This is a genomic window from Roseovarius indicus (assembly GCF_008728195.1).
Classification (GTDB): Bacteria; Pseudomonadota; Alphaproteobacteria; order Rhodobacterales; family Rhodobacteraceae; genus Roseovarius; species Roseovarius indicus.
Genome location: NZ_CP031598.1, coordinates 360,943 through 380,774, shown reverse-complemented (window position 1 = coordinate 380,774; position 19,832 = coordinate 360,943). Strand labels below are relative to the sequence as shown.

The 19,832-nt window shown below is 65.4% G+C and carries 21 protein-coding genes, 1 tRNA gene and 1 pseudogene; 4 read left to right on the top strand and 19 right to left on the bottom strand.

What is annotated here, in order from left to right:
- Positions 1-6: 6 nt before the first annotated feature.
- The 12 genes from RIdsm_RS01875 to RIdsm_RS01820 form a co-directional block, all read right to left on the bottom strand.
- On the bottom strand, positions 7-450 hold the full coding sequence (locus tag RIdsm_RS01875) for a molybdenum cofactor biosynthesis protein MoaE (RefSeq protein ID WP_057816301.1): 444 nt from the start codon (positions 448-450) through the stop codon (positions 7-9).
- A gap of 4 nt (positions 451-454) precedes the next feature.
- Positions 455-700, bottom strand: coding sequence for a molybdopterin converting factor subunit 1 (moaD, locus tag RIdsm_RS01870; protein ID WP_057816302.1), 246 nt, complete (start codon positions 698-700; stop codon positions 455-457).
- 4 nt (positions 701-704) lie between these two features.
- Positions 705-1,364 carry a CDP-diacylglycerol--glycerol-3-phosphate 3-phosphatidyltransferase gene (gene pgsA / locus RIdsm_RS01865; RefSeq protein WP_057816303.1) on the bottom strand — a complete coding sequence of 220 codons (660 nt, stop codon included), beginning with the start codon at positions 1,362-1,364 and terminating at the stop codon, positions 705-707.
- Between the two features lie 56 nt (positions 1,365-1,420).
- Entirely contained in the window at positions 1,421-2,686 is a 1,266-nt protein-coding gene (locus tag RIdsm_RS01860; RefSeq protein ID WP_057816304.1) for an MFS transporter, read from the bottom strand.
- A gap of 259 nt (positions 2,687-2,945) precedes the next feature.
- Complete coding sequence (gene uvrC, locus RIdsm_RS01855; protein WP_057816305.1) at positions 2,946-4,817, bottom strand: excinuclease ABC subunit UvrC; 1,872 nt, start codon at positions 4,815-4,817, stop codon at positions 2,946-2,948.
- 286 nt (positions 4,818-5,103) lie between these two features.
- Entirely contained in the window at positions 5,104-5,886 is a 783-nt protein-coding gene (locus tag RIdsm_RS01850; RefSeq protein ID WP_057816306.1) for an SDR family oxidoreductase, read from the bottom strand.
- A 16-nt stretch (positions 5,887-5,902) separates the two neighbouring features.
- Positions 5,903-6,865: a calcium/sodium antiporter gene (locus tag RIdsm_RS01845; protein ID WP_057816307.1), complete on the bottom strand. Its 963-nt coding sequence runs from the start codon at positions 6,863-6,865 to the stop codon at positions 5,903-5,905.
- Positions 6,862-7,053, bottom strand: a complete 192-nt coding sequence (locus RIdsm_RS01840; RefSeq protein WP_057816308.1) for a hypothetical protein — start codon at positions 7,051-7,053, stop codon at positions 6,862-6,864. The genes RIdsm_RS01845 and RIdsm_RS01840 overlap by 4 nt, the downstream gene beginning before the upstream one ends.
- Positions 7,034-7,831, bottom strand: a complete 798-nt coding sequence (locus RIdsm_RS01835) for a S49 family peptidase (RefSeq protein ID WP_057816458.1) — start codon at positions 7,829-7,831, stop codon at positions 7,034-7,036. The genes RIdsm_RS01840 and RIdsm_RS01835 overlap by 20 nt, the downstream gene beginning before the upstream one ends.
- Positions 7,832-8,011: 180 nt before the next feature.
- Positions 8,012-8,773, bottom strand: a complete 762-nt coding sequence (locus RIdsm_RS01830) for an ABC transporter permease (protein ID WP_057816309.1) — start codon at positions 8,771-8,773, stop codon at positions 8,012-8,014.
- Positions 8,770-9,702, bottom strand: a complete 933-nt coding sequence (locus tag RIdsm_RS01825; protein ID WP_057816310.1) for an ABC transporter ATP-binding protein — start codon at positions 9,700-9,702, stop codon at positions 8,770-8,772. Before RIdsm_RS01825 ends, RIdsm_RS01830 begins: the two co-directional genes overlap by 4 nt.
- A 252-nt stretch (positions 9,703-9,954) precedes the next feature.
- A complete protein-coding gene (locus RIdsm_RS01820) occupies positions 9,955-10,458 on the bottom strand; it encodes an SRPBCC family protein (RefSeq protein ID WP_057816311.1) in 504 nt (167 codons plus the stop codon).
- Between the two features lie 154 nt (positions 10,459-10,612).
- On the opposite strand from RIdsm_RS01820, the gene RIdsm_RS01815 reads away from it, so the two are divergent.
- Together RIdsm_RS01815 and RIdsm_RS01810 are read left to right on the top strand one after the other, a co-directional pair.
- A complete protein-coding gene (locus tag RIdsm_RS01815; RefSeq protein ID WP_057816312.1) occupies positions 10,613-11,599 on the top strand; it encodes a DMT family transporter in 987 nt (328 codons plus the stop codon).
- Between the two features lie 267 nt (positions 11,600-11,866).
- A complete protein-coding gene (locus RIdsm_RS01810; RefSeq protein WP_057816313.1) occupies positions 11,867-12,961 on the top strand; it encodes a CaiB/BaiF CoA transferase family protein in 1,095 nt (364 codons plus the stop codon).
- 51 nt (positions 12,962-13,012) lie between these two features.
- Here RIdsm_RS01810 and RIdsm_RS30875 read toward each other — a convergent pair.
- Both RIdsm_RS30875 and RIdsm_RS01800 read right to left on the bottom strand, forming a co-directional pair.
- Positions 13,013-13,210: pseudogene (locus RIdsm_RS30875) on the bottom strand (acyltransferase); the annotation flags it as partial.
- A 570-nt stretch (positions 13,211-13,780) separates the two neighbouring features.
- Positions 13,781-13,857, bottom strand: a tRNA-Pro gene (locus RIdsm_RS01800).
- Between the two features lie 94 nt (positions 13,858-13,951).
- Between RIdsm_RS01800 and RIdsm_RS01795 the strand changes: the two genes are divergently transcribed.
- On the top strand, positions 13,952-14,854 hold the full coding sequence (locus RIdsm_RS01795; protein WP_177228430.1) for a CHAD domain-containing protein: 903 nt from the start codon (positions 13,952-13,954) through the stop codon (positions 14,852-14,854).
- Here the strand turns inward: RIdsm_RS01795 and RIdsm_RS01790 are convergent.
- The 4 genes from RIdsm_RS01790 to RIdsm_RS01775 form a co-directional block, all read right to left on the bottom strand.
- Complete coding sequence (locus RIdsm_RS01790) at positions 14,829-15,320, bottom strand: GNAT family N-acetyltransferase (protein WP_057816316.1); 492 nt, start codon at positions 15,318-15,320, stop codon at positions 14,829-14,831. The two genes, RIdsm_RS01795 and RIdsm_RS01790, sit on opposite strands and share 26 nt — an antisense overlap.
- The gene (gene leuB / locus RIdsm_RS01785; protein ID WP_057816317.1) at positions 15,317-16,423 is read right to left on the bottom strand and encodes a 3-isopropylmalate dehydrogenase; all 1,107 of its coding nucleotides are present in this window, start codon (positions 16,421-16,423) and stop codon (positions 15,317-15,319) included. Before leuB ends, RIdsm_RS01790 begins: the two co-directional genes overlap by 4 nt.
- Positions 16,424-16,508: 85 nt before the next feature.
- Positions 16,509-16,901 (bottom strand): GFA family protein, encoded by a 393-nt coding sequence (locus RIdsm_RS01780; RefSeq protein WP_057816318.1) that lies wholly within the window; start codon positions 16,899-16,901, stop codon positions 16,509-16,511.
- Positions 16,902-16,914: 13 nt separating this feature from the next.
- On the bottom strand, positions 16,915-17,811 hold the full coding sequence (locus RIdsm_RS01775) for a LysR family transcriptional regulator (RefSeq protein ID WP_057816319.1): 897 nt from the start codon (positions 17,809-17,811) through the stop codon (positions 16,915-16,917).
- A gap of 97 nt (positions 17,812-17,908) precedes the next feature.
- Here RIdsm_RS01775 and RIdsm_RS01770 point away from each other — a divergent pair, with 97 nt between their 5' ends.
- Complete coding sequence (locus tag RIdsm_RS01770; RefSeq protein ID WP_057816459.1) at positions 17,909-18,835, top strand: Rossmann-fold NAD(P)-binding domain-containing protein; 927 nt, start codon at positions 17,909-17,911, stop codon at positions 18,833-18,835.
- Here the strand turns inward: RIdsm_RS01770 and RIdsm_RS01765 are convergent.
- Complete coding sequence (locus tag RIdsm_RS01765) at positions 18,799-19,800, bottom strand: endonuclease/exonuclease/phosphatase family protein (protein ID WP_057816320.1); 1,002 nt, start codon at positions 19,798-19,800, stop codon at positions 18,799-18,801. The two genes, RIdsm_RS01770 and RIdsm_RS01765, sit on opposite strands and share 37 nt — an antisense overlap.
- Positions 19,801-19,832: the final 32 nt, after the last annotated feature.

Below are 19,832 nucleotides of genomic sequence, written 5' to 3'. Positions count from 1 at the left end.
GGGCCGCTACCAGCGGCCCAACGCGTCTTCGTCCTCGTCGCGGGCGGCGACCCAGTCGGCGCCATCCTGCGCGACTTCCTTCTTCCAGAAGGGCGCACGGGATTTCAGGAAATCCATTAGAAATTCCGCCGCCTGAAAGGCGTCGGCCCGGTGCGGGGCAGCGGTGGCGACCATCATGATCATGTCGCCGGGGGCCAGTGGCCCGTAACGGTGGATGACCAGCAGATCGCCGGTGTGCCAGCGCTCGGCCGCTTCCTTGGCGATGGCTTCGATCGCCTTTTCGGTCATGCCCGGGTAATGCTCGATCTCCATCGCGCGAAGCCCGCCACCCTCCAGGTCGCGCACGATGCCGGTGAAGGTGACGACCGCGCCCATGCCCTCCTGCCGGGCAGCGAAGGCGCCGGCCTCGGCCCCGAAATCGAACGGCTCTGCCTGCACGCGGATATCCATCGCGTCAGCCCCCGGTCATCGGCGGAAAGAACGCCACCTCGCGCACGCCGTCGAGCGGCGCATCGAAATCCGACAGTTCCTGATCGACCGCTACCCGCAGCGCCGACAGGTCCGCAAAGGCCGCGGCATAGCGTTCCTCGCGCCCGCGGAGGTCTTCGACCAACTCGCGCACCGTGCCGGGGGGCGTTTCGATCCGGTCTTTCGGGTGGCCGATGCGTTCCCGCACCCATGCGAAATAGAGAACATCCATCGCGTCAGTCCTTCAGAAACGGCGTGGCTTTGCGGAAATAGTCGAACCCGGTGATCAGCGTCAGCGCCGCGGCCAGCCACAGCAGCCACAGACCGACATGCCCACACCAGACCATGCCCGTCAGCTTCCACTGCAGGCCGTGCAGGTCCTCCTCCTGACCGGCGAGGATGGCGTCGACCATCGCCTGGTCCATGCCCTCGGTGCTGGCCCAGAGGTAGTGTTCGAACACGCCCTGGGCAAAGAGCACGGCGATGGCGACCATCTGCGCCGTGGTCTTCCACTTGGCCAGCTTGGTGACCTTGAGCGTGCCGGCGGTGTCGCCGAGGAATTCGCGAAGCCCGCTGACGAACACCTCGCGGAACAGGATTACCGTGGCGGGCAGCACCAGCCACGGCGACATGCTGGAATACCCCACGATCACCATCAGCGCGATCACCACCATCGCCTTGTCGGCGATGGGGTCGAGCATGGTGCCGAGCTTGGTGGTCTGTTTCCACATCCGGGCGAGGTAGCCGTCGAAATAGTCGGTGATCGCCGCGCCCACGAACAGCACGAGCGCGAACCAGTCGGCCCAGGGTCGGGTGAAATAGAGGAACATCACAGCCACCGCCGGCGCCGCCAGCAGCCGGAGGGTGGTGAGCACGTTTGGTATGGTCCACGTCATGGGGCCAGTCTTAGACCTTTCCGGAGGCACGTGAAAGGACAAGCGTACCCCGGGCGTCAGCCCGTCCGGCCGCTTGTCTCGCCGTGCTCCTCTTCATATTGCACCGCCTCCTGCGCCGTTTCGATGGCCATGGAGGAGCCGGTTGGGATAGCCCCGAAATAGGCACTGGAATCCTCCGCCGAAACCCCCGGGCGGCGGGTCATCCGCCAGAGACCATAGATTGCGATGGCGGCGAAGAGGCTGGCCAGTACCAGCCAGAAGGTCTGCGGGCCCGTGAGCTCCATCGCCTGACCGGCGATGATCGGACCGGTGATGGCGCCCGCGCCATAGGCGAAGATCAACCCGCCCGAGGCCGCCGGCATGTCATCGGGATCGAGGTAGTCGTTCACATAGGCGATGAGCAGCGAATAGAGCGGCATGGCCATGCCCCCGGTGAAGAACCCCGCCACCATCAGCACGGGCAGCGCCGCGTCCGAGGTGAACCCCAGCGTGCAGGCCCCTGCCCCGATGATGGCGGCAAGGATGATGACGCGCCGCCGATCCATCCGGTCGGACAGCCAGCCGATCGGGTATTGCATGACCAGAGAGCCCGCCAGAAGCGAGGTGATGAAGATCGAGATCTCGCGCACCGAAAGCCCGGCCGACGAGCCATAGACGGCCGCCATCCCCGCCTGGGCCGAGAAGACGCCACCCAGCAGGAAGACCCCCACCGTGCCAAGCGGCGAGGCGTGGTAGAGGCGGCGCAGGCTCATCGCCTTGGCGCTCTCGTTGAAGGGCACCGGGTTGGCCGACAGCAGGATCGGCGCAAAGGCGAGCGAGACAAGGATAGAGGCCGCGATGAACAGCGTGGGCTCTGCCGGGTCGGCGAGGTTCAGAAGGCCCTGCGCCGACATGTCGCCCGTGGTCTGCGCCACCATGTAGGCGGACAGAAGCTTGCCCCGCTGCGCGTTGGAGGCGGAATGGTTGAGCCAGCTTTCGGCGGTGACGTAGATGCCCGACATGGCAAAACCGATGACGATGCGCAGCCCCGCCCACGCGATCGGGTCGGCCAGCAGCGGGTAGGCGATGAGCGCCGCCGACATGAAGGACCCCAGAGCCGCGAAGACGCGCACGTGGCCGACATGCTGGATCATTCGCGGTGCCAGCCGCGAGCCAAGGAGGAAGCCCACGAAATAACCGGCGGTGACGAAGGACAGGTGCAGTGTCGAGAACCCCTCGATCCCGCCGCGCACGCCCATCAGGGTGGACTGCATGCCGTTGCCGGCCATGATCAGAATCATACCGAGAAGAAGCGCCCAGACGGCACCCAGAACCTGAAACATTGTGCGGGTCTCCCCAATCGGCGGTCCGGGTCTGCGCCGCTATGATCTGGCGGGCGCGGTGTCTTTAGGCGGGTGCGGGCGGTGGCCTGCTCCGGCGCAGATGGAGATGGGCGGGGGAGGCGTCAAGACGGGGGAAGGTCGTTGCGACGGAAAATTTTTTTGCCCGCCCTGCGCGGCCGGGCGGTGGCCGTTTTCTTCGCAGAAAACGGGATAGAAAATGCGCATTTTCTATCCCGGAGTTTTCGAAAATTCCGGGCGCCTAGCCTTTCTCGTGGAAATAGTCATAGACCTTCTGCGCCAACCCCTCCGACACGCCGTCGACCGCCTTCAGGTCGCTCAGGGCCGCGCGGCTGACGGCCTTGGCGGAGCCGAAATGGGTGAGGAGCGCCCGCTTGCGGGAGGCGCCCACGCCGGGGATGTCGTCGAGCGGTGAGGCCGAGACGCCCTTGGCGCGTTTCGCGCGGTGGGTGCCGATGGCAAACCTGTGCGCCTCGTCGCGCAGGCGCTGGACGAAATAGAGCACCGGGTCGTTGTGGCGCAGCGCCTTGGGGCGTTTGCCGACGCGGTGGAATTCTTCCTTGCCGTGATCGCGGTCGATGCCCTTGGCGACGCCGACCATGGGGATGTCCTGCACGCCCATCTCGCGCATGATCTGGGCGACGGCGCTGACCTGCCCTGCCCCGCCGTCGATCAGCAGCAGGTCGGGCCAGTGCCCTTCTTCGCGGTCGGGGTCTTCCTTCAGCAACCGCTTGAAGCGGCGGGTCAGAACCTCCTTCATCATGCCGAAATCGTCGCCCGGGGTCAGGTCGTCGCCGCGGATGTTGAACTTGCGGTACTGGTTCTTCATCAGCCCGTCGGGGCCGGCGACGATCATGGCGCCGACGGCATTGGTGCCCTGGATGTGGCTGTTGTCGTAGACCTCGATGCGTTTCGGCGGCTCTTCGAGATCGAAGGCCTCGGCCAGCCCCTTGAGCAGCTTGGCTTGCGTCGCCGTCTCGGCCATCTTGCGGGCGAGGCTCTCGCGGGCGTTGCGGAGCGCGCTGTCGACCAGCTCGGCCTTCTCGCCACGCCTGGGCACGAGGATCTCGACCTTGCCGCCGCGCTTGCCGGAAAGGGCGTCGGCCATCAGGTCTTCGTTCTCGATCGGGTGCGAGAGGATCACCTGCCGGGGCGGTTCCTTGTTGTCGTAGAACTGGCCGAGGAAGGCCTCGAGCACCTCGGCCTCTTCCACGTCGGCGCCGACGCGGGGGTAGAAATCGTTGTTGCCCCAGTTCTGACCGGCGCGGATGAAAAAGACCTGCACGCAGGCCTGCCCGTTTTCGAGATGCAGCGCCAGCAGGTCGGCCTCGGTCACCGTGCGGGGGTTGATGCCCTGCGCCGTCTGCACCTGTGTCAAAGCCTTGATCCGGTCACGCAGGGCGGCGGCGCGCTCGAACTCCATCGATTCCGAGGCGTCCATCATCTGGGTCTTCAGCTTCTCCTGCACGTCGGTGGAGCGGCCGGAGAGATAGCGCTCGGCGTCCCGCACTTGCGCGCCGTACTCCTCTTCCGAGATGTAGCCGACGCAGGGCGCCGTGCAGCGCTTGATCTGGTATTGCAGGCAGGGCCGCGTGCGGCTTTCGAACATGGAATCCGAGCAGTTGCGCAGCTGGAACACCTTCTGAAGCTGCGCGAGCGTGCGGTTCACTGCGCCGGCGCTGGCGAAGGGGCCGTAATAGGCGCCCTTTTCGGTCTTGGCCCCCCGGTGCTTCTTGATCATCGGGTAGGGGTGCGCCTTGGTCACCATGATGTTGGGGAAGCTCTTGTCGTCGCGCAAAAGCACGTTGTAGCGCGGCTTGAGCTGCTTGATGAGGTTCTGTTCGAGCAGCAGTGCCTCGGTCTCGGTCGAGGTGGTGAGGAACATCATCGACGCGGTTTCGAGGATCATCCGGGCGATGCGCGGCGTGTGGCCGGTGGGGCGAGCGTAGTTCGACACCCGCGCCCGCAGGTTGCGCGCCTTGCCGACGTAGAGAACACGCGCCTGCGCATCCAGCATCCGGTAGACGCCCGGCGAGGAGTCGAGCGTCTTGAGGTAACTCTGGATGACGCGCGGGCCTGTGCGCGGCGTGGTATCGGGGGTTTGCTCGCTCATGCAGGGTACTTGATGATTCTTGGCCTTGGCTGCAATCTTAACCCGGCAGGATCAAGAGGAAAGCTTTCCACGATTCCTGTGGATAAGGCTGCGGACAACTTATTGGTACACCAAAATTCTCGTTGTTTTTGGACGGCTTCGTTGAGTTGCCTAAAATTTAATCGGTTTTTTAACCTATTGATTTCACTATATAAAAAACTGTATATACACCAATGCACTGAAAACATTAAATTTTTTGTAACGCTTCCTTCACGGCACCGTGACACGTGCACAACTTGTCGCGGGGTCAGGGTTCGACCCCCTGAATATCGGGTGTCTGCCAGCCGAGATGCTGACCGCCGTCGACGCATATCAACTGGCCCGTCACGGCCCGCGCATCGAGCAGGTAGCCCAGCGCGGCGGTGATGTCGGTGGCGTCGGCGCCGCGTTCCAGAACGGTCGATTGACGCTGTCGGCGGAAGTGGTCGTCGCTCTGCCGGTGGCCGATGATCGTGGGGCCGGGGCCGATGCCGTTGACCCTGACTTTCGGCGCCAAACCCTGCGCGGCGGTGCGGGTCAGGGTCCAGAGCGCCGACTTGGCGATGGTGTAGCTCATGAACTCGGGCGTCAGCTTGCGCACGCGCTGGTCGATCATGTTGACCGCCAGCCCCTGCGCGACCGGCTCACCGTTCTCGTCGGTCTCCGGGTCGGGGATCTGCGCGGCGAGTGCCTGGATCAGCACGAAAGGCGCGCGCAGGTTGCTTTCGAGATGCCTGTCCCAGCTGTCGCGAGTGGCGGTTTCGATCCTGTCGTATTCGAAGATCGAGGCGTTGTTCACCAGCGTCAGGATCGGCCCGCCCAGCGCCTCGGCCGCGCGGGGCAGAAGGGCCTGCACCTCGTCCTCGGCCAGCAGGTCGGCCTGCAGCGCCACGGCGCGGCGGCCCATGCCCTCGATTTCAGAAACCACCTCGGCGGCGGCATCGGCGGAGCTTGCGTAATGCACCGCCACGTCATGCCCGCGCCGCGCCAGGTCCAGCGCCATCGCGCGGCCCAGCCGCTTGCCTGCTCCCGTTACAAGTGCCCGTGTCATTCCGCGCGCCCCCTCTTCAGGTCAGTATGAACGTGACATAGACGAGATAGAGCGCCGTCAGGACAATGCCCCAGATCCGGTTGATATCTATCTTCATCAGGACGAAAGGCCCCAGCAGCAGCGAGGCGCCCAGCATTACCCACAGGTCGAATTGCAGGAACTCGGGGTCGACCGGGATCTCTCCGATCATCGTGGTGATGCCGATGATGGCCAGCAGGTTGAACAGGTTCGACCCGATCACGTTGCCCAGCGCCACGTCGGCCTGACGACGCAGGGCCGCCATGACCGTTGTTGCCAGTTCCGGCAGCGAGGTGCCCAGCGCCACCAGCGTCAGCCCGATCACCGAGTCGCTGACGCCGTAGCGCCGCGCGATGATCGAGGCGTTGTCGACCAGAAGGTCGGCGCCCAGTGGCAGGCCGACGAGGCCCAGCACGAGGAAGACGTAGATCTGCCACCACGGCATGTTGGGGTCGGCGCCTTCGACCTCTTCCTCGTCATCGGGGTCGAGCGCGGCGGCGGCACAGGCGCGGCGGTGGTTGCGCGCCTCGCGGAAGGCATCGGCCAGCACGAAGGCCAGCATCCCCAGCAGCAGGCCACCCGCCAGCATGTCGAACGTGCCGCGGAAGGCGAGGCCGATGAAGATCACCGTCGCGCCGATCATGAAGAGATAGGTCTTGCGGGTGTCGCACTGGCTGGTGTGCAGGCCCGTCATCAGCGCCGGCACGCCCAGCACCAGCAGGATGTTGGCGGTGTTCGAGCCCACCACGTTGCCCAGCCCGAGGCCCGGCTTGTCATCCAGCACGGCATTGACCGAGATCAGCAGCTCTGGTGCCGAGGTCCCGAAGGCCACGATCGTTAGGCTGACGATGAGCGCAGGTATGCCCACACGCAGGCTGAGGTTAACAGCTCCTTTCACGAGGGCATCCCCCGCCAGAAGCAGAATCAGCAGACCGAGCCCTGCCAGCAGCCATACGATCATTTCGCCTTGCCTTTCCGGCAGTCGCACGGACCCTTGCCAAGGCGGAACCGGCCGCAGTTCTTGCAGCGCGCAGAGGCGAGGCGCTGCTGGCCGGGAAAGCGGAACTTGCCGAACATGGCCATCACGACCATGAAGACGAGGAACAATATGACGATCTTGACGATCACGTCAGAGGCCGAAACGGGCATAGGCCGCCCGCTCCTCGATGGTGTCGAAGGCGTCCTGCGCCATGGTCGCGCCGAACCGCTGGAACAGGCCGCGCTTCTTGCCGTAGCGGGCAAAGCGCACCTTGTCGCCGTAGAGCGCCTTCAGCTTGGGCACGACATGGGCCACGCCATCGGCGAGGCCAAGCTCGACCGCGCGGCTGCCCAGCCAGAATTCGCCGGTGAAAAGGTCCTGTCGGTCGGCGAGGCGGTCGCCCCGGCGCGATTTGATCTGCGCGGTGAAGGTCTCGTGCATCTGGTCGAGCAGCGACTTGAGGCGCTTCACGTCCTCCTCCTTTTCGGGAAGGAACGGGTCGAGCATGCTTTTCGACTTGCCGGCGGTGTAGACGCGACGCTCGACCCCTTGCCGGGCCAGCAGCACATGCGCGCCGAACCCCGCCGAGATCACGCCGATCGAACCGACGATCGAGCTTTCGTCGACCCAGATGTCATCGGCCGCCGAGGCCAGCCAGTAGCCGCCCGAGGCCGCCACGTCTTCGACGAAGGCATGGACGGGCACGGATTTCTCTTCCGCCAGCCGGCGGATGCGGGCCGCGATGAGCGAGGATTGCACCGGAGAGCCGCCCGGTGAGTTGATCACCAGCGCCACCGCCTTTGGCTTGCCGCGCTTGAACGCCTTTTCGATGATCGGGGCCAGCGACTCGTCGTTGAGCTGCGCGCGCCCGCCCGTGCCGATGGCACCATTGAGACGGATCACGGCGACAAGCGGCCCGCGGTCGACAAAAGGCAGTTTCAGCTTCATCCGCCCGATGTAGATCGCGCGGGCGCCCATAACAAGGCGGGGCGCCCCGCTGTTTTACGTGCAGACGCAAAAAACCCGTACGCGAGGCACATTATTCCGGCGACTTACCTTGCGGCACCGTACCGGGGAGGCGCCGCCCCGCCCTTCATCTTGCCAAAAATACTCAAAACCCGACGGCGATCACGAGCGGATACGCCAGCCGGTCTTGAAGATCAGCCAGACGATCACGAGGCAGATCGTGGTGAAGAGCCCGATGGCAAAGAGGCTGAACCCGATCGCCACGTCGGCCTGCCCGAAGAACGACCAGCGGAAACCCGAGATCAGGTAGACCACCGGGTTGAACATGGTGATCGTCTGCCAGACGGGCGGCAGCATCGAGATCGAGTAGAACGACCCGCCGAGGAACACGAGCGGCGTGATGACCAGCAGCGGGATCAGCTGCAGCTGTTCGAAATTCCCCGCCCAGATGCCGATGATGAAGCCGAACAGGGCGAAGGATATGCAAGTCAGCAGCAGGAAGACCACCATCGCCAGCGGGTGCTGGATGTCGAGATCGACGAAGAACGCCGAGGTGCCGAGGATCACGATGCCGATGAACAGCGCCTTGGTGGCCGCCGCGCCGACATAGCCCAGCACGATTTCGAGAAAGTTCACCGGCGCCGAGAGAAGCTCGAAGATCGTGCCGATGAATTTCGGGAAGTAGATGGCGAAGGAGGCGTTCGAGATACCTTGCGTCATCACCGTCAGCATGATCAGCCCCGGCACGATGAAGGCGCCATAGCTGACGCCCTCGACCTGGTCGATGCGGCTGCCGATGGCCGCGCCGAAGACGACGAAATAGAGCGAGGTCGAGATCACCGGCGAGATGAAGCTTTGCAGCAGGGTGCGGAAAAACCGCGCCATTTCGAAAACATAGATCGCACGGATAGCTGTCAGGTTCATGCCGCATCCCCCTCGTTGACGAGGCTCACGAAAATTTCCTCAAGGCTCGACTGCGAGGTCTGGAGGTCTTTCAGCGCCACGCCCTTCTCGGACAAGGTCTGAAGAAGGCGCGTGATGCCCGTGCGCTCGGCGTTGGTGTCGTAGGTATAGGTCAGGGCGCGGCCATCGGGGGCAAGCTCGAGGTCGTACTCTTCCACCCCGTCGGGCACCTCCCTGAGCGGCTCGACGAGTTCGATCCGCAGGCTCTTGCGGCCCATGCGCGTCATCAGCGCCGATTTCTCCTCGACCAGCAGGATCTCGCCTTTGTTGATCACGGCGACGCGATCGGCGATGGCTTCGGCCTCTTCGATGTAATGGGTGGTCAGGATGATGGTAACGCCGCTTTCCTTCAGGCCCGCCACCACCTTCCACATGTCGCGGCGCAGTTCGACATCGACGCCGGCGGTGGGCTCGTCGAGAAACAGCACCCGCGGTTCGTGACAGAGCGCCTTGGCGATCATCACCCGGCGCTTCATGCCGCCCGAAAGCTCCATCACCTTGCTCTTGCGCTTGTCCCAGAGCGACAGCTGTTTCAGCGTCTTCTCTATGAAGGCCTCGTCGCGCGGCTTGCCGAAGAGGCCGCGGGAGAAGCGTACCGCGTTCATCACCTTCTCGAAGGGTTCCAGTGCGATTTCCTGGGGCACGAGCCCGATCATCTGACGCGCGGCGCGATAGTCGGAAATGATGTCATGCCCGCCCACGCGGGCACTGCCGCCCGTGGGCGTGGTGATGCCGCAGAGCGCCGAGATCAGCGTGGTCTTGCCCGCGCCGTTCGGGCCCAGCAGGGCAAGGATTTCACCCTCCTCGATTTCCAGCGAGACGCCTTTCAGCGCCTCGAACCCGCCGTCAAAGGTCTTGCGCAGGTCTTTGACATCGACAATTGGGGCCATGAGTTCACCTTGTTCGCGCTTGGTATCCGGCCAAACTAGCCCTCATGCACCGAAGTGCAATTGCCCCTGAGAGCAGGCGGGCCTGTGCGAAAATCATCAAATTCCCGTGTATTCACTCCAACGGCTCCGGGTTTCAGAAGAGACTGATCCGGGTGTCGTCGAGCAGGGGCTGCATGCGCCGGTGGCCGACCCTTCGGTGATCCGCGCCACGCGGGCTTGCGTAGGGTGGGTGCGAACCCACCCTGATTTTCCTCAGGAAATCAGCCGCTTGAGCCAGCCTTTTTTCTCGGCCTCCTGCTCTTCGTCCTCGTCCTTCGGCCCCTCGATCACCTCTTCGAGCCGGGAAAAGAACTGGTCGGCCATCTTCTTGGCGAAGCCATCGACGATCCGGCTGCCAAGCTGGGCCAGCTTGCCGCCCACCTTCGCCTCGACATCGTAGGACAGAAGCGTGCCGCCCTCGTTCTCGGTCAGGGTCACCGCGGCGCTGCCCTTGGCGAAGCCGGCCGCCCCACCCTTGCCCTCGCCCGTCAGGGTCAGTTTCTCGGGCTTCTCCATCTCCGAAAACGTCACCGTGCCTTTGAACGTCGCCTTCACCGGGCCGACCTTCTGGGTGACCGTCGCCTCGAACCCCTCTTCGGGCGAGCCGCTGACATCTTGCGCGCCGGGCACGCATTCCTGAAGCACGTCCGGACTGGTCAGCGCGTTCCAGACCGTTTCGCGGTCGGCGTTGATCTGCTTTTCGTCACTCATCTTCATGGCGGCGGCTCCCTCCTGTCACGCTGTCGGCGGAAGCGTACCCCAGCACCGGGGCGGGGCCAAGAGCGCCCTGCGCATCCGTGTGGCGGATTGTCGCGATTGAGGATGGAGGCCCGGGCGCGGCCGTGTTAGGGGGTCGGGGAAAGGACATTCCATGACAGGGATCGCACGGCTTCAGAACCCCTCGGCGGGCATCGGTTTCATCCTGCTGGCCATCGTGGCGCTTTCCGCCAATGACGTGCTGATCAAGTTCCTGTCGGGTGGCTACCCGCTGCATCAGATGGTGTTCTGCCGCTCGGCCATCGGCATTCTTTTCAGTATCGTGCTGCTGCAACTTGAAGGCGGCTGGAAACTGCTGCGCACCTCGACGCCGGGGCTGCATGCGCTGCGCTGCCTGATGATCATCTTCGCCAACATGACCTATTTCGCCGCGCTGGCCGTGCTGCCGCTGGCCGAGGCGACGGCGGCGTTCTTCGTGGCGCCGCTGATGATCACGCTGCTGTCGATCCCGCTGCTGGGCGAGAAGGTGGGCCCGCTCAGGATCGGTGCCGTCGTGGTGGGCCTTCTGGGCGTCATCATCATGACCCGGCCCTGGCAGAGCGACGCGTCGCGCGATGTCTCTCTCTGGGTCTACCTTCTGCCGATCATCGCGGCGTTCGCCTATGCGCTGAACCAGGTGCTGACGCGCAAACTGGGGGTCAGCTCCAAGGCTTCGGCGATGGCGATCTATATCCAGGTGGGCTTCATCATCGTCAGTTCGATGTTCTGGCTGGTGGCCGGCGACGGGCGGTTTGCCGAGGGGGTGGAGAATGAAAGCCTTGTTTTCCTGCTGCGCGCCTGGGTCTGGCCGGAGGGGACGGACATCTATCTCTTCCTCGCGCTCGGCTTCAGTTCCTCCATCGTGGGCTATTGCCTGAGCGCGGCCTATCGCATTGCCGACGCGGCCACGATTGCGCCGTTCGAATATACCGGGCTGCCGCTGGCGATCCTCTGGGGGTGGCTCATCTGGGACGACCTGCCCGAGCCGGTGGCGATGATGGGCATCGCGCTCATCCTCGGGGCGGGGCTGTTCGTGTTCCTGCGCGAGCGGCAGAAGAAGCGGTATATCGTGACGCGGAAGCGGCTGCACCGGCGGTTCTGACGGAGGTATGAACCGGGGTGTTTTCGCATTGGGCCGCGAATCAGGGTTAATGCGTTGATTTTGGATGAGAATGCCGTGTCGGTATAACGTCGGTATTTTGTCGGTATTCCGTCGGTGCGTTTCACGGTGCAGGGCCGGGTTCATGTGGCGCGCGATGGGGCGTGATACGAGATGTGGTGTGGTGCGCAACGGAGGGCGTTTTGGCGAAACCGCATTTCCCCGTCGGCGCCTCTGGGCTAGCCTTTGGCCCAACAGAGGGAGGTACGCATGCTAGACGGAATTCGCATCGTCGAGGTCGAGGGGCTGGGCCCCGGCCCGTTTGCGGGCATGATGCTGGCCGATATGGGGGCCGAGGTGATCGTGATCCACCGCCCCGCCTCGACCAACCCCACGGGCAGCGGTGCCTCGCTGCTCGACCGGGGCAAGAAATCGATCACGCTCGACCTGAAGGATCGGGAGGACCTTGCGACCGCGCGGGCGCTCATCGCCTCGGCCGACGCGTTGATCGAAGGCTTTCGCCCCGGCGTGATGGAGCGGCTCGGCCTCGGGCCCGACAGCTTTGCAGAGAGCAACCCGAAGCTCGTTTATGGCCGGATGACCGGCTGGGGCCAGACCGGCCCGCGCGCCATGACCGCCGGGCATGACCTCAACTATATCGCCACCTCGGGGGCGCTCTGGTATGCGGGCGCGCCGGGCGATGCGCCGATCACCCCGGCCACGCTGGTGGGCGACGTCGGCGGCGGCGCGCTTTACCTCGTGGCGGGTCTGCTGGCCGGGATCATCAACGCCGGGCGCACCGGACAGGGCACCGTGGTCGATGCCGCCATCGTCGACGGCTCGGCCCACATGATGGCCCTGCTGATGTCGATGGTGCCTTCGGGCAACACGGTCGAGGCGCGCGGGCAGAGCCTTCTCGACGGGGCGCATTGGTGCCGGACCTATGCCTGTGCCGACGGGGCCTGGATCAGCGTGCAATGCCTCGAGCCGAAATTCTATGCCGAGTTCCTGTCACTGATGGGCCTCGCCGACGATCCGGCGTTCGCCGAGCAATACGACCGCGCCCTGTGGCCCGAGCAGGGTGCCCGCCTCGCCGAAATCTTCGCCGACCAGCCTGTCGCCCACTGGGCCGGGCTGTTCGAGGGCTCCGACGCCTGCGTCGCCCCGGTGCTGTCGCCGGATGCAGCGGCGGAAGACCCGCACATGAAGGCCCGAGGCACCTGGTCAACGGACGGGGCCACGCTGCAACCGGCCCCTGCCCCGCGCTTTGGCGGGGCGACACCGTCGCCCGCCGCACCGCCCGACCGCGGCGCCGACAGCGCGGCCATCCGCAAGGAACTTGCGGATCGTGGGCTGCTGACCTGAAGCTCTTCAGTCCCCGCCCTGGCCTGGCATCCGTGCCCGCACCCACGCCTCTTCAGCCTCGGAGAACCCCTTTGGCGATCGGCACCACGTCGCGTTCTCGCGGACCACGCGCGCCGGGTTGCCGGCGACGATGGTAAACGGCTCAACCGACTTGGTCACGAGGCTCGCCGCGCCGATGACGCTGCCCTCGCCGATCTCGATATCCGGCATGATCAGAGACCGCCGCCCGACCCAGACATGATCGCCGATCCGGACGTGTTTCCGGCCGGACCGTATGACCTTGAAATCCGCAAGATCGACGAGCCCATGCTGATCGTTCGACTGCACGATAATCTCGTCAGACCAAAGGGTATCCTTGCCGATCTCGACATCGGCCTCGTCGACCACGAGCCGCACCCCGTTCATCGTGGTGCCCTCGCCGATCGTCAGGCTGGCCCTGCGCCAAAAGTTGATCTTGGCGATCATACGGCTTCCGGAATGAATCGTGCAGTCCGAGGAGCCCGGGCCCATGCCGATGATGATGCTTCCGGGAACCTCATCTGCCAGGATCCGCACCGTGAGAAACCGCTTCGCCGCCATATTGCCGACCGGGTTTATTTTCACGCGGCCCCGCGCGCTGGCCGGGCACGTCACTTCGCCTTCAATATGCCTCGGGTTCGTAGGGTCGGCGAGAAACTCGCGAATATCGTAGGTCTCATTCATGGGTATCAAATCGTCGCTAGAATTGGTCGGGCCCGTTAGATTCGATGGGCACCGGCAACGCAACACCCCAATTCAGCGGGGGCAACAACGGTCATAGTGGATTATGCGGGAAAATAATGGTCGGAGTGAGAGGATTCGAACCTCCGGCCCCTGCCTCCCGAAGACAGTGCTCTACCAGGCTGAGCTACACTCCGACGCTGAGCCACGCGATTATACGCCTGCCCGACGATTTGCAAGTAGCGAAATCATGGAAATCCGTGCAAGGGTAAATATGTAATGACAGACGATATGACCTATCATTTCAAACCCGGGCTGTCGCTGACGGAAAACGTGCGGCAGGTGGCCGATGACCAGATCGGTGCCGCGCTGGCCTCGCTGACCGGCGAGGGCGCGCTCGAGCCGCGTGTGCATGATGTGCGCAAGCGGATGAAGAAGCTGCGCGGGCTTCTGCGGCTGGTCCGCCCCGGGTTGGGCAAGCATTACAAGTCGGAGAATGCCGAGTTTCGCGATATCGCGCGGCTGTTCTCGGATATCCGCGACAAGCAGGTTCTGACGCAAACCCTGGAGGGGCTGGCGGAGAAGGCCGGCGACGACAGCCTGTCTCCATTGATCGCCTGGGCCGGCGAGCGGCGCGATGCGATGCTGCACGAGCACGACCTGCCCGGCCGGCTGGAAGAGGCGGCGAACCGGCTGGAGGATGCCCGCATCCGCGCCACGGCCTGGCCCGTCGACGGTACCTCGCACGAGGTGATCGCGGGCGGGCTGAAAAAGACCTATGGCCGGGCCCGGAAGAACTGGCGCAAGGCCGGGCGCGACCCGGAGAATGACGAGCTTCTGCACCAGTGGCGCAAGCGTGTGAAGTATCACTGGTATCATTGCCGCCTGCTGCGCGAGGCGTGGCCCGAGCCGATGCTTGCCCGGGTCGACACGCTGGACGAGTTGTCGGACGTGCTGGGCGACGATCACGACCTTGTGGTTCTGCGCGCGACGCTGGACGAGGCGTCGAAAGACCTGCCGAAAGCGGCCCGCAAACGGGTGGCCGAGCTGGCCGACGCCGAAAGCGAGGTGCTGCGCAAGCGGGCCTTCGGGCTGGCTGCCCAGATGCTGGGGGAGAAGAAGGGCCAGCTTGCCGACCGGCTGGCGGGCTACTGGATCTCGGCGCCCACTATGGCCGAGCGGAAGGCCGGGTAAGCCGACGTCGGAAGTCGGCAAGGTCGGCAGCGGGGACGCGAAAGCTAAGCTTTTCGAGACGTGGTGCGCCGATGGCCTTGTAGAAGGCCTGGGCGCCCTGGTTGTCGCCATCCGTCTGCCAGTCGAGCCTGACGCAGCCTTCGGCCTCGGCGATCTCTGCCAGGCCGGCCAGCAGGTGGCGGCCCGCGCCCTGTCCGCGGGCGGCGGGGTCGACGAACAGCTCCTTCATGAAAAGCGCCGTGCCGCGGCCCGCCGGGAAAGTGAGCGCCCATGTGGCAAAGCCCACGGGCCGGGCGCCGTCATGGGCCATCAGGCAGGACATGTGCCGGCCTGCATCGAGATGGCCGATCAGTTGCGCGGTCTCGGCCCCGTCCGGGGGGCCGAGGCGGTAATGTTCGAGATAGCCGTGGTAGAGCGGTTCGAACGCGGCCCCGTCGCCGGGACGGTAGGGCCGCGTTTCGATCACAGGCTGGCGTCGAGCGCCGCGACGATGGCGTCGCCCATCTCGCTGGTGGAGACGGGCGTCACGCCCTCTTCGCCCAGCAGGTCGGCGGTGCGCAGGCCGTCGGCCAACACTTTCTCGACCGCGCCTTCGAGGCGCGCGGCCTCGTCGCCCTGGTCGAAGGAATAGCGCAGCGCCATGGCGAAGCTGAGGATACAGGCGATGGGGTTGGCCTTGCCCTGGCCCGCGATATCGGGGGCCGAGCCGTGGACCGGCTCGTAGAGCGCCTTGGGCCGGCCGTTCGCCATCGGCGCGCCGAGGCTGGCCGATGGCAGCATGCCGAGCGAGCCGGTGAGCATCGCGGCGGCGTCCGACAGCAGGTCGCCGAAGAGGTTGTCGGTGACGATCACGTCGAACTGCTTGGGCCAGCGGCAGAGCTGCATGGCGCCGGCGTCGGCGTACATGTGCGAGAGCTGGACATCGGCGTAATCCTCGTCATGCACCTTCTGCACGACCTCGCGCCAGAGGATGCCGCTCTCCATCACGTTGGCCTTCTCCATCGAGCAGACCTTGTTATTCCGCCGGCGGGCCAGTTCGAAGGCGGCGCGGGCGACGCGGTCGATCTCCGACTCGGTGTAGCGCTGGGTGTTGATGCCGACGCGCTCGTTGCCTTCCTCGAAGATGCCGCGCGGCTCGCCGAAATAGACGCCGCTGGTCAGCTCGCGGACGATCATGATGTCGAGGCCTGCGACCACGTCCTTCTTCAGCGAGGAGAAATCGGCCAGCGCGTCAAAGCACTGGGCCGGGCGCAGGTTGGCGAAGAGGTCCATTTCCTTGCGCAGGCGCAGGAGGCCGCGCTCGGGCTTCACGGAGAAGTCGAGGTTGTCGTATTTCGGCCCGCCCACGGCGCCGAGCAGGACGGCGTCGACCTGTTGCGCGCGGTCCATCGTCACGTCGGCCAGCGGGGTGCCGTGCATGTCATAGGCGGCGCCGCCGACAAGGTCTTCGCTGACGTCGAATTTCATGTCCCGCTTGTCGCCATACCAGCCGATGATCTTGACGACTTCCGCCATCACTTCGGGGCCGATCCCGTCACCGGGGAGGATAAGAAGCGAAGGGTTGGTCATGGGGGCAATCCTCTGTCTGGAAACTATGTCGCCAATCGCCTAGCCCGAAGCCGGGGGAGGGTCAAGAAAGGCAGACGTCGGCGCGTCAATCCTCGCCGCGGCCCTCGCCTTCGCGGTCCCTGTCGTAGCTTATCGACAACGGAAACGCGGGCAGCCATGCCTCGCGGCGGATGCACCAGTTCTCGTAGGTCGGTTGCAGCTGATCCGGTGCATCCAGCGCACCCAGGTGCAGCTCTGTTTCCTCGCCGTCTTCGGCAAACACCGAGGAGCCGCAGTCGGGGCAGAAATGCCGGCCCTTCCAGGCCCTGGTTTCGCCCTCGACCCGCACCGCGCCGGCGGGAAAGATCGCCGCGGCATAGAAGAGCGCCCCGTGATGCTTGCGACAGTCGAGGCAGTGGCAGAGGCCCACCCGGTTGGGCCGGCCCGTCGCCACGATCCGTACCTTGCCGCAGAGGCAGCCGCCGGTCAGGTTTTCCATCGTCCTCTCCCGCTCAGACCAGGTGCGGTGCCATGCCTTCGGCCAGCGCGTCCCACACCAGGGCGATGCGCGGACTATGGCGCAGAGCCTGGTGCGTGGCCAGCCAGACCGGCAGCACCGGCAGGTTCACGTCGATCGGGATTTCCTCGACCTCGGGGTCGGCCTCGGCCACGCCGGCCTGGCCGAAGCCGATGCCGCAGCCGGCGCGCACCAGTTCCCAGTTGACGGTGTGGCTGTCGCAGCGGAAGGCGAACCACTCGCGCGTGGCCGGAAAGCCGCGCGCCTGCAATTCGCGGATGATCTCTTCGTTGCGGTCATAGCCGATGATCGGGTGATCGAAGAGGTCGCGCACCGTTTCCGGCCGGCCCGCCCGGTCGAGATAGGCGCGCGAGGCGAAGATGCCCAGCCGGATATCGCCCAGGTGCCGCCCCACCAGTTCGAGCTGTTTCGGGCGGTACATGCGCAGCGCGATGTCGGCCTCGCGGAAGAGCAGGTTCTCGGTGCTGTCGCTTGGCACGATGTCCACGCTGATGCCCGGCGCCTCGGCCCGCAATTTGGCGAGGATCGGCGGCAGGATGTAGAGCGAGACCGATTCGCTGGCGGTGATCCGCACCGGGCCCGCGAGGCCGGTTTCCTGCCCCGCCGCCGTCAGCGTGATCTCGTGCATCGCCGTCTGCATCTTCTGCGCGCCGGGCATCAGCGCGCGGCCATTCTCGGTCAGCGCCAGCCCCTTGGGTTGGCGGTTGAAAAGCGTCTGCCCGAGCGCGGTTTCAAGCTGCCGGATCTGGCGGCCGAGCGTTGGCTGGCTGGCCCCGAGGCGCCGCGCCGCCGCGGAAAGCGAGCCGGTCTCGGCCACGATGAGAAAGGCGCGGACGAGGGCCCAGTCGAGAGAGGTGAGGGATTTATCCATTCATTATTGAATATCAATTGCAGAATTTTTGGCAATTCCCATTCGGAGGGGAACAGGTATCGTTACGTCAATTCCTCGAACACATGGGAGCGGGATGATGCAGAAATCCGTACTGATCCTCGGCGCCTCGGGCCGGTTCGGCCGCAATGCCGCCGAGGCCTTCTGGAATGCCGGCTGGTCGATTCGCAGTTTCGACCGGCGGCATGACGACCTGAACGAGGCCGCGCAGGGCGCCGACGTGATCGTTGCCGCCTGGAACCCGGCCTACCCCGATTGGGCGGCGCAGCTGCCGCAGTTGCATGCGCGCATACAGGAGGCCGCCCGCCGTTCGGGCGCGATGGTTGTGATCCCCGGGAATGTCTATGTCTATGGGGAGCAGACGCCCGCCCCCTGGCGGGAAGGTTCGGCCCATGCGGCGGCCAACCCGCTTGGCCGTTTGCGGGTCGGGATGGAGCAGAGCTATCGCGACAGCGGGGTGCAGACCGTCATCCTGCGGGCTGGCGATTTCATCGACACCGAGGCCTCGGGCAACTGGCTTGACCGGATGATGCTGCCGTCGCTGCCGCGCGGGACGCTGACCTATCCGGGGCAGCCGGACATTCCCCATGCCTGGGCCTACCTGCCGGACCTGACCCGAGCCGCGGCCGAGATTGCCGAGCAGAAGGAGAGCCTGCCGGCGTTCACCGATGTGAATTTCCCGGGATACACGATGACCGGGGCGGACATGGCCGACATGCTGTCGGGCCTTGCGGGCCGTCGGGTTGCGCTGCGCCGGATGTCGTGGCTGCCGCTGCGGTTTGCCGCGCCGGTCTGGCCGATGGGGCGCAGCCTGTTGGAGATGCGCTACCTGTGGGACACGCCGCATTGGCTGGAAAGCGAGGCGTTTGATAGGCTTTGCCCCCGCTTCACCGCCACCGCGCCGGAGGATGCGCTGGCCCGCGCCGCGGCGCCCTGGCTGAAACCGGCGAAACGCTGCACCGTGATCCGTCAGTCGATGACGAGGTCGACCCAGACGAGCCTGTGACGGCTGGCCTCTGTCGCGGCGGCGGCCAGCGGGTCGCCCTCGCCGGGCCAGACCACACCTGACGCGGCGACCTTCAGGTCAGCCGAGGGCAGCACGTAGCTGACCCGCAGGTGCCCCGGCACCGGCTCGCCCCAGGCGGCGGTGTCGAGGGCCGGGTCGCCCATCTGCCCCTCGGCCCGGGCCGCCGGGCCGTCGCGCTGTGGCGCGGGGTCCTGAAGCCGTGGGTCTGCAAGCAGGCCTGCTATCGCCTCCTTTCGCCCGTCGCCATCGACAGGGTCGAGGTTGGCGTTGCCCGCCAGCACGAAGGCATGCCCCGGCACGTCACCGAAAGCGCCGTCGAGATAGCGCTGCCAGAAGACGATCTCGTCATGGTTCCGCCGCCCATTCCTGTCTTCCGGGCCGTCGAAGACCGGCGGCGTGGCGTGGAAGGTCAGCAGCGTCAACCGCCTGTCGCCGATCGTGATGGGGAGAGCCCAATGGCCGACCGAGGACAACCTCTGCACCTCGGCGTTCATCCCCTCGTCTGGAATTGCACCGGGCAGGTCTTTCCACAACAGATCGCTGAAATCCTGCACGCCGGCCAGGTCGACCGGGTGGCGCGACAGGATCGCCATGCCCCCCTCGCCCGCGAACCAGCCGTAGCCCTGGGCATCCTCCGGCTCACCCAGCCGCCCGTCGCCGTCGAGGTCGTGACCGCTGGCCATGCCGCTGTTGGGGCGCAGGGCGAAGATGTGCGGATAGGCCACGCCTGCCGCCTCGATGAGATCGCGTAATGCAGCCAGAGCCGCCTGCCCGTGATCGTAATCGATGCCCTGGAGGATCAGCACATCGGGCGCCGCGTGCGCGACCACCTCGGCGACCGCCTCGGCCTGTGGATCGCCGTCGAGGATATCCCGAAGCAGGAGGCCAGGCCCCTTGCGGGACAGCTCGGTGTGGAAGGTGGCGATGCGAAGGGTGTCCGCCATGGCCGGCCCGGCCAGAAGCCAGCCCAGCAGGA

Bases quoted from the DNA above. Each gene is read 5' to 3' on its own strand.
- RIdsm_RS01820 (WP_057816311.1), bottom strand. From the start codon at position 10,458: ATGAAGATGAGTGACGAAAAGCAGATCAACGCCGACCGCGAAACGGTC.
- uvrC (WP_057816305.1), bottom strand. From the start codon at position 4,817: ATGAGCGAGCAAACCCCCGATACCACGCCGCGCACAGGCCCGCGCGTC.
- RIdsm_RS01770 (WP_057816459.1), top strand. From the start codon at position 17,909: ATGCAGAAATCCGTACTGATCCTCGGCGCCTCGGGCCGGTTCGGCCGC.
- RIdsm_RS01830 (WP_057816309.1), bottom strand. From the start codon at position 8,773: ATGAACCTGACAGCTATCCGTGCGATCTATGTTTTCGAAATGGCGCGG.
- RIdsm_RS01845 (WP_057816307.1), bottom strand. From the start codon at position 6,865: ATGATCGTATGGCTGCTGGCAGGGCTCGGTCTGCTGATTCTGCTTCTG.
- leuB (WP_057816317.1), bottom strand. From the start codon at position 16,423: ATGACCAACCCTTCGCTTCTTATCCTCCCCGGTGACGGGATCGGCCCC.
- RIdsm_RS01840 (WP_057816308.1), bottom strand. From the start codon at position 7,053: ATGCCCGTTTCGGCCTCTGACGTGATCGTCAAGATCGTCATATTGTTC.
- RIdsm_RS01775 (WP_057816319.1), bottom strand. From the start codon at position 17,811: ATGGATAAATCCCTCACCTCTCTCGACTGGGCCCTCGTCCGCGCCTTT.
- RIdsm_RS01815 (WP_057816312.1), top strand. From the start codon at position 10,613: ATGACAGGGATCGCACGGCTTCAGAACCCCTCGGCGGGCATCGGTTTC.
- RIdsm_RS01875 (WP_057816301.1), bottom strand. From the start codon at position 450: ATGGATATCCGCGTGCAGGCAGAGCCGTTCGATTTCGGGGCCGAGGCC.
- RIdsm_RS01850 (WP_057816306.1), bottom strand. From the start codon at position 5,886: ATGACACGGGCACTTGTAACGGGAGCAGGCAAGCGGCTGGGCCGCGCG.
- RIdsm_RS01835 (WP_057816458.1), bottom strand. From the start codon at position 7,831: ATGAAGCTGAAACTGCCTTTTGTCGACCGCGGGCCGCTTGTCGCCGTG.
- moaD (WP_057816302.1), bottom strand. From the start codon at position 700: ATGGATGTTCTCTATTTCGCATGGGTGCGGGAACGCATCGGCCACCCG.
- RIdsm_RS01825 (WP_057816310.1), bottom strand. From the start codon at position 9,702: ATGGCCCCAATTGTCGATGTCAAAGACCTGCGCAAGACCTTTGACGGC.
- pgsA (WP_057816303.1), bottom strand. From the start codon at position 1,364: ATGACGTGGACCATACCAAACGTGCTCACCACCCTCCGGCTGCTGGCG.
- RIdsm_RS01810 (WP_057816313.1), top strand. From the start codon at position 11,867: ATGCTAGACGGAATTCGCATCGTCGAGGTCGAGGGGCTGGGCCCCGGC.
- RIdsm_RS01780 (WP_057816318.1), bottom strand. From the start codon at position 16,901: ATGGAAAACCTGACCGGCGGCTGCCTCTGCGGCAAGGTACGGATCGTG.
- RIdsm_RS01795 (WP_177228430.1), top strand. From the start codon at position 13,952: ATGACCTATCATTTCAAACCCGGGCTGTCGCTGACGGAAAACGTGCGG.
- RIdsm_RS01860 (WP_057816304.1), bottom strand. From the start codon at position 2,686: ATGTTTCAGGTTCTGGGTGCCGTCTGGGCGCTTCTTCTCGGTATGATT.
- RIdsm_RS01765 (WP_057816320.1), bottom strand. From the start codon at position 19,800: ATGGCGGACACCCTTCGCATCGCCACCTTCCACACCGAGCTGTCCCGC.